The 15,312-nt window shown below is 63.6% G+C and carries 13 protein-coding genes and 1 tRNA gene; all 14 read left to right on the top strand.

Features of this window, described 5'->3' with window-relative positions; all coding sequences use genetic code 11:
• On the top strand, positions 1 to 69 hold a 69-nt coding region (locus tag G372_RS13690), incomplete at its 5' end, for an EF-Tu C-terminal domain-related protein (protein ID WP_209223782.1).
• 86 nt (positions 70 to 155) lie between these two features.
• Positions 156 to 231 (top strand) — tRNA-Trp (locus G372_RS0100640).
• A gap of 39 nt (positions 232 to 270) precedes the next feature.
• Positions 271 to 636: a preprotein translocase subunit SecE gene (gene secE / locus G372_RS0100635; protein WP_018865398.1), complete on the top strand. Its 366-nt coding sequence runs from the start codon at positions 271 to 273 to the stop codon at positions 634 to 636.
• Between the two features lie 16 nt (positions 637 to 652).
• Positions 653 to 1,186, top strand: coding sequence for a transcription termination/antitermination protein NusG (gene nusG / locus G372_RS0100630; protein WP_018865397.1), 534 nt, complete (start codon positions 653 to 655; stop codon positions 1,184 to 1,186).
• A gap of 62 nt (positions 1,187 to 1,248) precedes the next feature.
• Complete coding sequence (gene rplK / locus G372_RS0100625; protein WP_018865396.1) at positions 1,249 to 1,680, top strand: 50S ribosomal protein L11; 432 nt, start codon at positions 1,249 to 1,251, stop codon at positions 1,678 to 1,680.
• Between the two features lies 1 nt (position 1,681).
• Positions 1,682 to 2,377: a 50S ribosomal protein L1 gene (rplA, locus tag G372_RS0100620; RefSeq protein ID WP_018865395.1), complete on the top strand. Its 696-nt coding sequence runs from the start codon at positions 1,682 to 1,684 to the stop codon at positions 2,375 to 2,377.
• A 221-nt stretch (positions 2,378 to 2,598) separates the two neighbouring features.
• Positions 2,599 to 3,120 carry a 50S ribosomal protein L10 gene (gene rplJ / locus G372_RS0100615; RefSeq protein ID WP_018865394.1) on the top strand — a complete coding sequence of 174 codons (522 nt, stop codon included), beginning with the start codon at positions 2,599 to 2,601 and terminating at the stop codon, positions 3,118 to 3,120.
• A gap of 66 nt (positions 3,121 to 3,186) precedes the next feature.
• Entirely contained in the window at positions 3,187 to 3,567 is a 381-nt protein-coding gene (gene rplL, locus G372_RS0100610) for a 50S ribosomal protein L7/L12 (protein ID WP_018137615.1), read from the top strand.
• A gap of 130 nt (positions 3,568 to 3,697) precedes the next feature.
• Entirely contained in the window at positions 3,698 to 7,777 is a 4,080-nt protein-coding gene (rpoB, locus tag G372_RS0100605; protein ID WP_018865393.1) for a DNA-directed RNA polymerase subunit beta, read from the top strand.
• A 73-nt stretch (positions 7,778 to 7,850) separates the two neighbouring features.
• A complete protein-coding gene (gene rpoC, locus G372_RS0100600) occupies positions 7,851 to 12,071 on the top strand; it encodes a DNA-directed RNA polymerase subunit beta' (protein ID WP_019624927.1) in 4,221 nt (1,406 codons plus the stop codon).
• Positions 12,072 to 12,180: 109 nt separating this feature from the next.
• Complete coding sequence (gene rpsL, locus G372_RS0100595) at positions 12,181 to 12,558, top strand: 30S ribosomal protein S12 (protein WP_018862839.1); 378 nt, start codon at positions 12,181 to 12,183, stop codon at positions 12,556 to 12,558.
• Positions 12,559 to 12,584: 26 nt separating this feature from the next.
• The gene (gene rpsG, locus G372_RS0100590) at positions 12,585 to 13,052 is read left to right on the top strand and encodes a 30S ribosomal protein S7 (protein ID WP_018865391.1); all 468 of its coding nucleotides are present in this window, start codon (positions 12,585 to 12,587) and stop codon (positions 13,050 to 13,052) included.
• A 22-nt stretch (positions 13,053 to 13,074) separates the two neighbouring features.
• Positions 13,075 to 15,171 (top strand): elongation factor G, encoded by a 2,097-nt coding sequence (gene fusA, locus G372_RS0100585; RefSeq protein ID WP_019624926.1) that lies wholly within the window; start codon positions 13,075 to 13,077, stop codon positions 15,169 to 15,171.
• Between the two features lie 45 nt (positions 15,172 to 15,216).
• Positions 15,217 to 15,312: GTP-binding protein (locus G372_RS13440; protein ID WP_018137563.1), on the top strand; the 96-nt coding region annotated here is incomplete at its 3' end.

Below are 15,312 nucleotides of genomic sequence, written 5' to 3'. Positions count from 1 at the left end.
CTGCGCTTTGCGATCCGCGAAGGCGGCCGCACCGTCGGCGCCGGCGTCGTATCCAAGATCATCGAGTGATACAGTAGATAAGTTGAACGATCGACCGCGAGAGGCGGCGCCCGGTGCGTCGTCTCTCGCGTTTGTTTCTTGTCGATTCGATTTTTAGGCCAGTAGCTCAATTGGCAGAGCAGCGGTCTCCAAAACCGCAGGTTGGGGGTTCGAGTCCCTCCTGGCCTGCCATCTTCACCGATGGCGGCGAGTACCGGGTGATACGTATTCATGAGTGAACAATCGGAACAGACCGGCGGGCTGGATACATTCAAGCTCGCGGTAGTCGTGGCGCTGCTGATTGCAGGCGTCATGGGCTTCTATTGGTTCTCGGACGAGTCCACTCTGATTCGTGTGCTCGGCTTGCTGGCCGTGGTCGGCGTGGCCGTGGGGATTGGTATGACCACGGCGAAGGGACATCAGCTGGCGGCCTTCATGGGCAATGCGCGTACCGAGGTACGCAAGATGGTCTGGCCGACTCGGGTCGAGACCACGCAGACCACGCTGATCGTCATTGCCGTCGTGATCATGGTGGGAATCTTCCTCTGGCTCCTGGATATGTTCCTGGGCTGGGGCATCGGTCGTTTCATCGGATAGGTACAGGATTCTCTCCATGGCACTACGCTGGTACGTCGTACAGGCATTCTCGGGGTTCGAGGCCCAGGTGAAGCGGTCGCTGGAGGAGCGCATCGAGCGTTTCGGCATGCAGGACCACTTCGGTCAGATCCTCGTGCCCACCGAAGAGGTCGTCGAGATGAAGGACGGCCAGAAGCGCAAGAGCGAGCGCAAATTTTTCCCGGGCTACGTCCTGGTGCAGATGGACCTGAACGACGAGGCCTGGCACCTGGTCAAGGCCGTCCCGCGCGTGCTGGGCTTTATTGGTGGCACGGCAGACCGGCCGGCTCCCATCAGTGACAAGGAAGCCGAGGCCATCCTGCAGCGCATGCAGGAGGGTGCCGAAAAGCCGCGGCCGAAGGTGCTCTTCGAAGTGGGCGAGATGGTGCGCGTCATCGACGGCCCGTTCAACGATTTCAATGGCGTGGTCGAGGAAGTGAACTACGAAAAGAGTCGCCTCCTCGTCGCCGTCCAGATTTTTGGTCGCTCGACACCCGTGGAACTGGAATTCCACCAAGTCGAGAAAACCTGACGTACCGACGTCACCACTGCTAATCGGGGAGCCGCAAGGCGCTTGCACCCGAGGGAGTCATCATGGCGAAGAAAATCGAAGCGTATATCAAGCTTCAGGTGCCCGCCGGCAAGGCCAACCCGAGTCCGCCCGTCGGGCCGGCGCTGGGTCAGCGCGGCGTGAATATCATGGAGTTCTGCAAGGCGTTCAACGCCCAGACCCAGGAGATCGAGCCCGGTCTGCCGATTCCGGTTGTGATCACCGTCTATTCGGATCGCAGCTTTACCTTTATCACCAAGACGCCGCCTGCGGCGATCCTGCTGAAAAAGGCCGCGGGTGTGCAAAAGGGTTCCGGCGAGCCGAACACCAGCAAGGTCGGCACCGTGACTCGGGCCCAGCTCGAGGAAATCGCGAAGACCAAGGAGCCGGATCTGACGGCCGCCGATCTCGACGCGGCGGTGCGCACCATTGCCGGCAGTGCCCGCAGCATGGGCCTCGAAGTGGAGGGTCTCTGACATGGCGAAAATGACCAAGCGAATGAAGGCCATCCGCGAGAAGGTCGAGCCCGGCCGTCTGTATCCGGTGACCGAGGCCTTTGAACTTCTGCGTGACCTGCCGAAGGCCAAGTTCCGCGAGTCGGTTGATGTGGCCGTGAATCTTGGCGTCGACCCGCGCAAGTCCGATCAGGTCGTGCGGGGCTCCACCGTGCTGCCGCACGGCAACGGCAAGACCGTGCGCGTGGCCGTGTTCACCCAGGGCGCGAACGCCGACGCCGCGAAGGAGGCCGGTGCCGATGTGGTCGGCATGGATGACCTCGCCGAGCAGGTGAAGGCCGGCCAGATGGATTTTGACGTGGTGATTGCATCCCCGGACGCGATGCGTGTCGTCGGTCAGCTCGGCCAGATCCTCGGTCCGCGAGGCCTGATGCCGAACCCGAAGGTCGGCACCGTGACCCCGGACGTGGCCACGGCGGTAACCAACGCCAAGGGCGGCCAGGTGCGCTACCGTACCGACAAGGGCGGGATCGTCCATTGCACCATCGGGGCGGCGGACTTCGACTCCAGCTCGCTGGCGGACAACCTGAACGCGCTGCTGGCGGATCTGGTCAAAATGAAACCGGCGACCTCCAAGGGTCAGTACGTCAAGGGCGTCACGGTTTCCACGACGATGGGGCCGGGCGTGAAGGTCGATCAGGCCTCGCTGGCCCTGTAAGAAGATTTTTGGTTTTTGGTTTTTGGTCGGCTGTCGCGCAAGCGGCACGCCATCCAAGACCGCAGGTGCCGCCCCGTTCGCGGGGTGGCTTAATCCACCAGCCTGCGCAGATGGTGTCACCCGATTCAGGAAGTACCTGCGACGGGAGCACCGAAGTGCCGGGTTCGCCCGGTTTCACGACCGCCTTCGGGGGGTCTTACTAGAGGAGAGTCAACGTGGCTTTGAATCTCGACGACAAGAAGGCAATTGTCTCGGAGCTGGCTACGGTTGCTGCCTCGGCGCATTCCGCGGTCGCCGCGGAATACCGGGGTCTCTCGGTCGCGCAGATGACCGACCTTCGTCGGCAGGCCCGCAATTCCGGGGTCTATCTGCGGGTGGTGAAGAACAACCTCGCCAAGCGTGCCATCGAGGGTACGGATTTCGCGTGCATGCAGCCCGAGCTGCAGGGCCCGCTGATCCTGGCCTTCAGCGAGGAGGAGCCGAGCTCCGCCGCGCGCCTGGTGAAGTCCTTCGCCAAGGAAAACGAACAGCTGAAGGTCCGGCTGGTGTCCTTTGGTGGGCAGCTGATGGGGGCGAACGACATCGATCGCCTCGCCAGCCTGCCGACGCGTGAAGAGGCCCTTGCGCAGCTTCTCGCCACCATGAAGGCGCCGCTCGACAAGTTCGCCCGCACGGTGAACGAAGTCCCGGGCAAGCTCGTGCGTACCGTTGCAGCAATTCGTGACCAGAAGCAGGCAGCCTGAACCTCATCAAGCCGTTTCTGAGCAAGTACTGAATGAATACGGGTGTCCCCCGTTAGGAGAGTAAAAATGGCCGTTTCGAAAGAAGACATCCTGGAAGCCATCGGCAACATGACGGTCCTGGAAATCGTGGACCTGATCAGCGAGATGGAAGAGAAGTTCGGCGTTTCTGCCGCCGCCGCCGTCGCGGCTGCCCCGGCCGCCGCCGGTGGTGGTGAAGCCGCTGCCGCCGAAGCCAAGGACGAGTTCGACGTCGTCATGTCCAGCTTTGGCGAGAACAAGGTTGGCGTGATCAAGGTCGTCCGTGGCCTGACCGGTCTGGGCCTGAAGGAGGCCAAGGAAATGGTCGAAGGCGTGCCGGCGACCGTGAAGGAAGGCGCGGCGAAGGAAGAAGCCGAGAAGATGAAGGCGGAGCTGGAAGAGGCTGGCGCCACCGTCGAACTGAAGTAAAAGGCGCTTGCGCCTGTTGTTTTCGTGTACATCACGAAGCCCTGAGGCTGGCGGCCTTCTGGTCGTCAGCCTCAGCCCGTGGTGGCGCGTGTTTTTTCGCGCGTTGTTCAGTTAGCCGCCGAGGTAAGCCATGGCCCTCAGTTATACCGAAAAGAAACGTATCCGCAAGGACTTCGGGAAGCGTCCCCAGATCCTGGACGTCCCGTATCTGCTGGAAACCCAGTTGACCTCCTACCGGGATTTCCTGCAGTCCGACAAGGGCCCGGACGCGCGCGACGCGCTGGGCCTGCACGCGGCGTTTCAGTCGGTCTTCCCGATCGTCAGTTATTCCGGTCATGTCCAGCTCGAGTACGTGAGCTACCGCCTGGGCGAGCCGCTGTTCGATGTGAAGGAATGCCAGATCCGTGGCGTGACCTACGCGGCCCCGCTGCGTGTCCTGCTGCGCCTGGTGATCCACGACAAGGAGGCCCCCGCCGGCTCCACCGTGGTCAAGGAGGTCAAGGAGCAGGAGGTCTACATGGGCGAGATGCCGCTCATGACCGAGAACGGGACCTTCGTGATCAACGGGACCGAGCGCGTGATCGTGTCCCAGCTCCACCGTTCGCCCGGCGTGTTCTTTGACAGCGACCGTGGCAAGACCCAGGGCAGCGCCCAGAAGCTGCTCTACAACGCGCGCATTATTCCGTACCGCGGTTCCTGGCTGGACTTCGAGTTCGATGCCAAGGACGGGGTCTACGTGCGTATCGACCGTCGCCGCAAGCTGCCGGCCTCGATCCTGCTGCGCGCGCTGGGCATGGATACGGAAGAGATCCTGTCCACCTTCTTTGAATTCAACCAGATCACCCTCGATGAAGACGGCGGTGAGCTGGATCTGATCCCCGAGCGCCTGCGCGGCGAAACCGCCGTAGTGGACATCACCGACGGCAAGAACGTGATCGTCGAGGCCGGGCGCCGGATCACCCCGCGGCATATCCGCGAGATCGAAAAGGCCGGCATCAATCGCCTGCGCGTGCCGGACGAGTACCTGCTCGGCCGCGTGCTGGCCAAGGGCGTGGTGGACGAGTCGACCGGCGAGCTGATGGCGGCTGCCAATGACCCGCTGACCCAGGAGCTGCTGGACAAGCTGCGCGCCGAGGGCGTGACGTCGGTGGAGACCATCTACACCAACGACTACGACCACGGCCCGTTCATGTCGGACACCCTGCGTCTGGATCCGACCAAGACGCAGCTGGAGGCCCAGGTCGAGATCTACCGCGTGATGCGCCCCGGCGAGCCGCCGACCAAGGACGCCGCCGAGAACCTGTTCTCCAACCTGTTCTTCTCCGAGGACCGCTACGACCTGTCGGCGGTCGGCCGGATGAAGTTCAACCGCCGTGTCGGGCGCGATACCGACGAGGGCCCGGGCGTGCTGTCGCCCGAGGACATCCTCGACGTGCTGAAGGTCCTGATCGATCTGCGCAACGGCAACGGCCGTACCGACGATATCGACCACCTCGGCAACCGGCGCATCCGCAGCGTGGGCGAGATGGCCGAGAACCAGTTCCGTCTGGGGCTGGTACGCGTCGAGCGTGCGGTCAAGGAGCGCCTGACCGTCGCCGAGAGCGAAGGCCTGATGCCGCAGGAACTCATCAACGCGAAGCCGGTGGCCGCCGCGGTCAAGGAGTTTTTCGGCTCCAGCCAGCTGTCGCAGTTCATGGACCAGAACAACCCGCTGTCCGAGGTGACCCACAAGCGCCGTATCTCCGCGCTGGGCCCGGGCGGCCTGACGCGCGAACGCGCGGGGTTCGAGGTGCGCGACGTGCACCCGACCCACTACGGTCGCGTCTGCCCGATCGAGACCCCGGAAGGCCCGAACATCGGCCTGATCAACTCGCTGGCCGTGTACGCCCGCACCAACCGCTACGGTTTCCTCGAGACGCCGTACCGCAAGGTCGAGGACGGCAAGGTCACCGACGAGATCGTGTACCTGTCCGCGATCGAGGAGAGCCAGTACGTGATCGCCCAGGCGAACGCGGCGATGGACGAGCAAGGACGTCTGACTGACGATCTGGTCTCCTGCCGTTTCCAGGAGGAGTTCACGATCTCGACGACGGACAAGATCCAGTACATGGATATCTCGCCGAAGCAGATCGTGTCCGTGGCCGCCGCGCTGCTGCCGTTCCTGGAGCATGACGATGCCAACCGCGCCCTGATGGGCGCGAACATGCAGCGTCAGGCCGTGCCCTGCCTGCGCGCGGACAAGCCGCTGGTGGGCACCGGTATCGAGCGCACGGTGGCCATCGACTCCGGTTCCGCGATCGTCGCCAAGCGCGGCGGTACGGTCGATTCCGTGGATGCCGCCCGCGTGGTGGTGCGCGTGAACGATGACGAGACCGTCGCCGGCGAGCCGGGCGTGGATATCTACAACCTGACCAAGTACTCGCGTTCCAACCAGAACACCAGCATCAACCAGCGTCCGCTGGTCGCGGTAGGCGACGAGATCGCCCGCGGCGATGTGCTGGCCGATGGCTCCTCGACCGATCTCGGCGAGCTGGCCCTGGGGCAAAACATGATGGTCGCGTTCATGCCCTGGAACGGCTACAACTTCGAGGATTCCATCCTGATCTCCGAGCGCGTGGTGCAGGAAGACCGCTACACCACGATCCATATCGAGGAACTCAACTGTGTCGCCCGCGACACCAAGCTGGGCCAGGAAGAGATCACCGCGGATATCCCGAACGTCTCCGAATCGCTGCTGAACAAGCTGGATGAATCCGGCGTGGTCTATGTCGGCGCCGAGGTGAACCCGGGCGATATCCTGGTTGGCAAGGTCACGCCGAAGGGCGAGACCCAGCTGACCCCGGAAGAGAAGCTGCTGAGGGCTATCTTTGGCGAGAAGGCCTCGGACGTGAAGGACACGTCCCTGCGTGTGCCGTCCGGCATCGAGGGCACGGTGATCGACGTGCGCGTGTTCACCCGCGATGGCGTGGAGAAGGATGCGCGTGCCAAGTCGATCGAGGAAGACGACCTCGCCGCGGTCAAGAAGGACCTGAAGGACCAGCTGCGAATCTACGAGGACGATATCTACGCCCGCGTCGAGAAGCTGCTGCTCAACAAGGCCGCGGCCGGTGGCCCGGAAGGGCTGGGTGACGGCTCCAAGGTCACCAAGAAGTACCTGCAGGGCCTGTCCCGCGACCAGTGGTTCGAGGTGCGCCTGAAGGACGACGCCGTGAACTCGCAGCTGGAGGACCTCGGTCGCCAGCTGCAGGAACAGCACGAGCTGTTCGACAAGAAATTCGAGCACCAGAAGGCCAAGGTCGCCGCGGGCGACGACCTGCCGCCGGGCGTGCAGAAGATGGTCAAGGTCTACGTGGCCGTGAAGCGCCGTCTGCAGCCGGGCGACAAGATGGCCGGCCGCCACGGGAACAAGGGCGTGATCTCGATGATCGTGCCGGAAGAGGACATGCCGTTCCTCGACGACGGGACCCCGGTCGACGTGGTCCTGAACCCGCTGGGCGTGCCGTCGCGGATGAACGTCGGGCAGGTGCTGGAGGTGCATCTGGGCTGGGCCGCGAAGGGGCTGGGCGACAAGATCAACCGCATGCTCGAGGCACAGGCCGAGATCGCGAGGCTGCGCGAGTTCCTGGGCCAGATCTACAACCACCGCGAGAAGAAAGTCGACCTCGACTCGATGTCGGACGCCGAGATCATTGCGCTTTGCCGCAACCTGCGCGGTGGCGTGCCGATGGCCACGCCGGTGTTCGATGGTGCCGAGGAGGCCGAGATCAAGGAGATGCTGCGTCTGGCCGATCTGCCCGAGACCGGGCAGGCCGAACTGTTCGACGGGCGGACCGGCGATGCCTTCGATCGCCCGGTGACCGTCGGCTACATGCACATGCTGAAGCTGAACCACCTGGTCGACGACAAGATGCATGCGCGTTCCACCGGCCCGTACTCGCTGGTCACCCAGCAGCCGCTGGGCGGAAAGGCGCAGTTCGGTGGCCAGCGCTTCGGCGAGATGGAGGTCTGGGCGCTGGAGGCCTACGGTGCCGCCTACACCCTGCAGGAAATGCTGACGGTGAAGGCGGACGACGTGCAGGGCCGCAACAAGATGTACAAGAACATCGTCGACGGCGAGCACCACATGGAGGCCAACGTCCCCGAGTCGTTCAACGTGCTCATGAAGGAGATCAAGGCGCTCGGCATCAATATCGAGCTGGAGCAGGACTGATCTCCTCCGATCCGAATGTGATCCGAAGGGGTGCAGGGCACCCCTCGACCCAACGCTTTGTGAGGCATAGCGAATGAAAGACCTCCTCAATCTGTTCAAGCAGCAGACCCAGCCGGAAGAGTTCGATGCGATCCGTATCGGCCTGGCCTCCGCGGACCAGATCCGTTCGTGGTCGTTCGGCGAGGTGAAGAAGCCGGAGACCATCAACTACCGGACCTTCAAGCCGGAGCGCGACGGCCTGTTCTGCGCCAAGATCTTCGGCCCGGTGAAGGACTACGAGTGCCTGTGCGGCAAGTACAAGCGCCTGAAGCACCGGGGTGTGGTCTGCGAGAAGTGCGGCGTCGAGGTGACCCAGACCAAGGTGCGCCGCGAGCGCATGGGTCATATCGACCTGGCCTCCCCGGTCGCGCACATCTGGTACCTGAAGAGCCTGCCGTCGCGCATCGGGCTGCTGCTCGACATGACCCTGAAGGACATCGAGAAGGTGCTCTACTTCGAGTCCTTCATCGTGATCGACCCGGGCTTCACCACGCTGGAGAAGGGCCAGCTCCTGACCGACGAGGAGTACCTCGAGGCGATGGAGGAGCACGGCGACGACTTCACCGCGATGATGGGTGCCGAGGCCGTGCTGTCCCTGCTCAAGGAGATGGACCTGCAGGGTGAGGCGGCCAAGCTGCGCCAGGACCTGGCCGAGACCGGTTCCGAGACCAAGATCAAGCGTCTGGGCAAGCGTCTCAAGCTGATCGAGTCGTTCCTGGAATCCGGCAACAAGCCGGAGTGGATGATCATGTCCGTGTTGCCCGTGCTGCCGCCGGACCTGCGTCCGCTGGTGCCGCTGGACGGTGGCCGTTTTGCGACCTCCGATCTCAACGACCTCTACCGCCGGGTGATCAACCGCAACAACCGTCTGCGCCGCCTGCTGGAGCTGAACGCCCCGGACATCATCGTGCGTAACGAAAAGCGCATGCTGCAGGAATCCGTGGATGCGCTGCTGGACAACGGCCGTCGCGGCCGTGCGATCACCGGCACCAACAAGCGCCCGTTGAAGTCCCTGGCCGACATGATCAAGGGCAAGCAGGGCCGCTTCCGTCAGAACCTGCTGGGCAAGCGCGTCGACTACTCCGGTCGTTCCGTGATCGTGGTGGGCCCGACCCTGCGTCTGCACCAGTGCGGCCTGCCCAAGCGCATGGCGCTGGAACTGTTCAAGCCGTTCATCTTCGGCAAGCTGCAGCGCCGTGGCCTGGCCACCACCATCAAGGCCGCCAAGAAGGCCGTGGAGAAGGAAGGTCCGGAGGTCTGGGATATCCTCGAAGAGGTGATCCGCGAGCATCCGGTGATGCTGAACCGCGCCCCGACCCTGCACCGCCTGGGTATCCAGGCCTTCGAGCCGGTGCTGATCGAGGGCAAGGCGATCCAGCTGCACCCGCTGGTCTGTGCCGCGTTCAACGCCGACTTCGACGGTGACCAGATGGCCGTGCACGTGCCGCTGTCGCTCGAGGCCCAGCTGGAGGCGCGCACGCTGATGCTTTCCTCCAACAACGTGCTGTCGCCGGCGAACGGCGAGCCGATCATCGTGCCGTCGCAGGATATCGTGCTGGGGCTGTACTACCTGTCGCGCGAGAAGGTCAACGCCAAGGGCGAAGGGATGACCTTCTCCGACGTGGACGAGGTGCACCGCGCCTACGAGCACAAGCAGGTCGATCTGCATGCGCGTATCACCGTGCGCATCGCCGACACCATGGCGGACGTCGCCGAAGGCGAGCCGCTGCCGTCCATGCGCGTGGAGACCACGGTCGGTCGCGCGATCCTGTCGCGCATCATGCCGAAGGGCCTGCCGTTCGAGCTGATCGACCGCGAGCTGAACAAGAAGACCATCTCCGCGCTGATCAACTCCTGCTACCGCCGCCTGGGCCTGAAGGACACGGTGGTGTTCGCGGACCAGCTGATGTACGCCGGCTTCTACTATTCCACTCGCGCCGGTGTCTCGTTCTGCGCGGATGACATGGTCATCCCCGACGAGAAGCAGCCGATCCTGCAAAGCGCCGAAGAGCAGGTGAAGGAGATCGAGGACCAGTATGCCTCCGGTCTGGTCACCAAGGGCGAGCGCTACAACAAGGTTGTCGACATCTGGTCGCACTGTAATGACCAGGTCGCGAAGGCGATGATGGAGCGGCTCGGCAAGGAGCAGGTCACCAACGCCGAGGGCGAGGCGGTGGAGCAGGACTCCTTCAACTCGATCTTCATGATGGCCGATTCCGGGGCGCGTGGTTCCGCCGCGCAGATCCGTCAGCTGGCGGGGATGCGTGGCCTGATGGCCAAGCCGGACGGCTCCATCATCGAGACGCCGATCACCGCGAACTTCCGCGAGGGCCTGAACGTCCTGCAGTACTTCATCTCCACCCACGGCGCGCGCAAGGGTCTGGCCGATACCGCGCTGAAGACGGCGAACTCCGGTTACCTGACGCGCCGTCTCGTGGATGTGTCGCAGGACGTGGTGGTCACGCAGCATGACTGCGGCACCCAGCAGGGCCTGATGATGAAGCCGATCATCGAGGGCGGCGACGTGGTCGAGCCGCTGCGCGATCGCGTGCTGGGCCGTACCACGGCGGTGGATGTCCATCGCCCGGGGACCGACGAGGTCCTGGTCCCGTCGGGGACGCTGCTGGACGAGGCGATGGTCGACAAGCTCGACGCCGCCTCGGTGGACGAGGTGCTGGTGCGCTCCGCGATTACCTGCGAGACGCGCCAGGGCATCTGCGCCAAGTGCTACGGCCGCGATCTGGCCCGTGGCCACGAGGTCAACGAGGGCGAAGCGGTGGGTGTGATCGCCGCGCAGTCCATCGGTGAGCCCGGCACCCAGCTGACCATGCGGACCTTCCATATCGGCGGCGCGGCCAGCCGTGCGGTGACTGTCAGCGCGATCCAGGTGAAGAACGCCGGGTCCGTGCGCCTGCACAACCTGAAGACCGTCACCAACAAGGCGGACAACCTGGTGGCGGTCTCGCGCTCCGGGGAACTGGGCGTCATCGACGACCAGGGCCGCGAGCGCGAGCGCTACAAGATCCCGTACGGGGCGACCATCACGGTCAAGGAAGGCGATGCGGTGGAGGCCGGCCAGGAGGTCGCGACCTGGGATCCGCATACCCATCCGATCGTCACCGAGGTGGGCGGCTACATCCGTCTGGCGGACTTCGTCGAGAACGTCACCGTTACCAAGGAGACGGACGAGTTCACTGGCCTGTCCCAGAACGTTGTGCTGGACCCGAAGAGTCGCTCCAGCGCCGGCAAGGACCTGCGTCCGACGGTCAAGCTGGTCGACGACGACGGCAACGAGGTGTACATCCCGGGCACCGACATGCCCGCGCAGTACATGCTGCCGGCCAACGCGATCTTCAATCTCGAGGACAACGCCCGTGTCGAGGTTGGTGACGTTATTGCCCGCCTGCCGCAGGAGTCGTCCAAGACCCGCGATATCACTGGTGGTCTGCCGCGTGTGGCCGATTTGTTCGAGGCCCGCCGTCCGAAGGAGCCGGCGGTGCTGGCCGAGATCTCCGGTACCGTCTCGTTCGGCAAGGAGACCAAGGGCAAGCAGCGTCTGGTGATTACCCCGGACCAGGGTGACCCGGTCGAGATGCTGATCCCGAAACTGCGCACCGTGAACGTGTTCGAGGGCGAGCGCGTGGAGCGGGGCGAGGTCGTGGTCGATGGCGAGCTGGATCCGCACGACATCCTGCGGCTGCGTGGCGTTACCACCCTGGCCGAGTACCAGGTCCAGGAGATCCAGGACGTCTACCGCCTGCAGGGCGTGAAGATCAATGACAAGCACATCGAAGTCATTGTTCGCCAGATGATGCGCAAGGTGAACATCGCCAATCCGGGCGACACCAAGTTCCTCGCGGGCGACCAGGTCGATCGCAACCGTGTCCTGGAGGAAAACGAGAAGCTTGGCGACGACCAGCAGCCGGCGACCTACGAGCGTGTGCTGCTCGGGATCACCAAGGCCTCGCTGGTGACGGAGTCGTTCATCTCCGCGGCCTCCTTCCAGGAGACCACCCGCGTACTGACCGAGGCGTCGACCCGTGGCGCCCGCGACGACCTGCGTGGCCTGAAGGAGAACGTGATTGTGGGTCGCCTGATCCCGGCCGGGACCGGGCTGGCGTATCACAAGGAACGCCGACGCAAGCGCGAGCTGGAAATGCCGGAGTTCGAGAGCATCGAGGAGGAGTCGGCGGTGACCGCTGACACCGAATCCGACGCTTCGGGTCCGGAAATTACCGGGGAAGGCTCCGAATAGCCTCCCCTTCTGTTGACACTTCAGGGGGTGGCGATTAGAATTCCGCTCCCTCGACAGGCCGGTCACGGCGCCGGCCTGTCGTTATTTTTAGGCTAGGAGAAAGGGTTTCATGGCCACGATCAATCAGTTGGTACGCAAGCCCCGCAAGCGCCCCGTCGAGAAGAGTGCGGTGCCGGCGCTGCAGGGTTCGCCGCAGAAGCGCGGGGTATGCACCCGCGTCTACACGACCACGCCGAAAAAGCCGAATTCCGCGCTGCGCAAGGTTGCGCGCGTGCGCCTGACCAATGGCTACGAAGTGAGTAGCTATATCGGCGGCGAGGGCCACAACCTGCAGGAGCACTCGGTGGTCCTGATTCGTGGCGGTCGTGTGAAGGATCTTCCCGGTGTGCGTTACCACACGGTGCGTGGCTCCCTGGACACCCAGGGTGTGCAGAATCGCACCCAGGGTCGTTCCAAGTACGGCACCAAGCGCCCGAAGAAATCCTAACCGTGTACAAGAGCGGGAACTGAAACATGTCGAGAAGAGCAGCTGCCCCCAAGCGTCACATCCTTCCTGATCCGAAATTCGGAAGCGAGCGCCTGGCCAAGTTCATCAACACCGTGATGCGCGACGGCAAGAAGTCCGTTGCGGAGCAGGTCGTGTACGGCGCGCTGGACCAGATCGAGTCCAAGCAGGGCGACGGCATGGGTGCGCTGGAGCGCGCGCTGGACAACATCCGTCCGCGTGTCGAGGTGAAGTCTCGCCGTGTGGGTGGTGCCACCTACCAGGTGCCGGTGGAAGTTCGTTCTGTGCGCCAGGATGCCCTCGCGATGCGCTGGGTGGTGGAAGCGGCCCGCAAGCGTGGCGAACGCACGATGGCGCTGAAGCTGGCAGGCGAACTGATGGATGCCGCCGACGCCAAGGGCACCGCCGTGAAGAAGCGCGAAGACACTCACCGCATGGCGGAAGCGAACAAGGCGTTCGCCCACTTCCGCTGGTAAAACCGATTTAGAGAGGCTCAACGTGGCACGCAAGACCCCACTGAAGCGCTACCGGAACATCGGGATCAGCGCGCACATCGACGCCGGCAAGACGACGACGACCGAGCGCATCCTGTTCTACACCGGTCTGTCGCACAAGATCGGCGAGGTCCATGAAGGCGCCGCCACGATGGACTGGATGGAGCAGGAACAGGAGCGCGGGATCACCATCACTTCCGCGGCGACCACCTGCTTCTGGCAGGGTATGGCCAAGCAGTTCGATGAGCACCGCGTTAACATCATCGATACCCCGGGGCACGTGGACTTCACCATCGAGGTGGAGCGTTCCATGCGAGTGCTCGACGGTGCGGTGATGGTGTACTGCGCCGTGGGTGGTGTGCAGCCGCAGTCCGAGACCGTCTGGCGTCAGGCCACGAAGTACTCGGTCCCCCGCATGGCGTTCGTCAACAAGATGGACCGCGCCGGCGCCGACTTCCTGCGTGTCTACGAGCAGATGAGAGAGCGTCTGCAGGCGAACCCGGTCCCGATCCAGCTGCCGATCGGTGCCGAGGACAACTTCCGCGGCGTGATCGACCTGGTCAAGATGCAGGCCATCTTCTGGGACGAAGATAACTACGGCATCTCCTTCGAATACAAGGATATCCCCGACGAGCTTCAGGCCGAGGCCGAGAAGTGGCGCGAGAACATGCTCGAGGCCGCCGCCGAGGCCAACGAAGAGCTGATGGACAAGTACCTCAATGAGGGCACCCTCAGCGAAGAAGAGATCAAGCAGGCGATCCGTCACCGCACCATCGAGCTGGAAATCGTGCCGATGCTGTGCGGCTCCGCGTTCAAGAACAAGGGCGTGCAGGCCATGCTCGACGCGGTGGTGGAATACCTGCCGTCGCCGGAAGAGGTCAAGGCGATCAAGGGCGTCAAGGCCGGGACCGAAGAGCCGGTCGCGAAGCACGCCTCGGATGACGAGCCCTTCGCCGCCCTCGCGTTCAAGATCATGACGGACCCCTATGTCGGTTCCCTGACGTTCGTGCGCGTCTACTCGGGTGTGCTGAGTGCGGGGGATACCGTGCTGAACACACAGAACAACCGCCGCGAGCGGATTGGCCGTATCCTGCAGATGCACTCCAACTCCCGTGAGGAGATCAAGGAGCTGCGAGCCGGCGATATCGGCGCGGTCGTCGGTCTGAAGGATCTGTACACCGGTAGTACGCTCTGCGACCCGAATGATCCGGTCGAGCTCGAGCGCATGGAATTCCCGGAGCCGGTGATCTCGATCGCCGTCGAGCCGAAGACCAAGTCGGACCAGGAAAAGATGGGTATCGCGCTGAACAAGCTGGCGCAGGAAGATCCGTCGTTCCGCGTCCGTACCGATGAGGAGTCGGGCCAGACGATCATCTCCGGCATGGGCGAGCTTCACCTGGAGGTCCTGGTGGACCGCATGAAACGCGAGTTCAAGGTGGAGGCGAACGTCGGTCAGCCGCAGGTCGCCTACCGCGAGACGATCAAGAAGAGCGTGGAGACCGAAGGCAAGTTTGTCCGCCAGTCGGGTGGTCGCGGTCAATACGGTCATGTCTGGCTTCGCATCGAGCCGCAGGAGCCGGGTGACGGTTACGAGTTCGTCAACTCCATTGTCGGTGGCGTGGTGCCGAAGGACTACATCCCGGCCGTGAACAAGGGTGTGGAAGAGCAGATGGCCAACGGCGTGCTTGCCGGCTACCCGGTGGTGGACGTGAAGGTCACGCTGTTCGACGGCTCCTACCACGACGTTGACTCGAACGAGATGGCGTTCAAGGTCGCCGGCTCCATGGCCTTCAAGGAAGGCGCGCTGAAGGCCGGCGCGGTGCTGCTCGAGCCGATGATGAAGGTCGAGGTCGAGACGCCGGAAGAATACATGGGCGACGTGATGGGTGATCTCAATCGCCGCCGAGGCCTGGTCAAGGGCATGGAAGACATCGCGGGACAGAAGCTGCTGAAGGCCGAGGTCCCGCTTTCCGAAATGTTTGGTTATTCGACCCAGCTGCGCTCGATGAGCCAGGGCCGCGCGACCTATTCGATGGAGTTCGAAAAGTACTCCGAGGCGCCGGCGCAGGTCGCCGAGGCCGTGGCCGCGAAGGCCTCCTGATCCGAATCGCGTAATCCGAAAGAACTGTAGAAAGAGGTTTGAGCTGTGTCCAAGGAAAAGTTCGAGCGTAAGAAGCCGCATGTGAATGTGGGGACGATTGGTCATGTGGACCATGGCAAGACCACGCTGACGGCGGCGATG

This window comes from Thioalkalivibrio thiocyanoxidans ARh2, assembly GCF_000385215.1.
Taxonomy (GTDB): domain Bacteria; phylum Pseudomonadota; class Gammaproteobacteria; order Ectothiorhodospirales; family Ectothiorhodospiraceae; genus Thioalkalivibrio; species Thioalkalivibrio thiocyanoxidans.
Note: the sequence above shows the minus strand (reverse complement) of the source record. Positions and strands in the feature narration are given on the sequence as shown.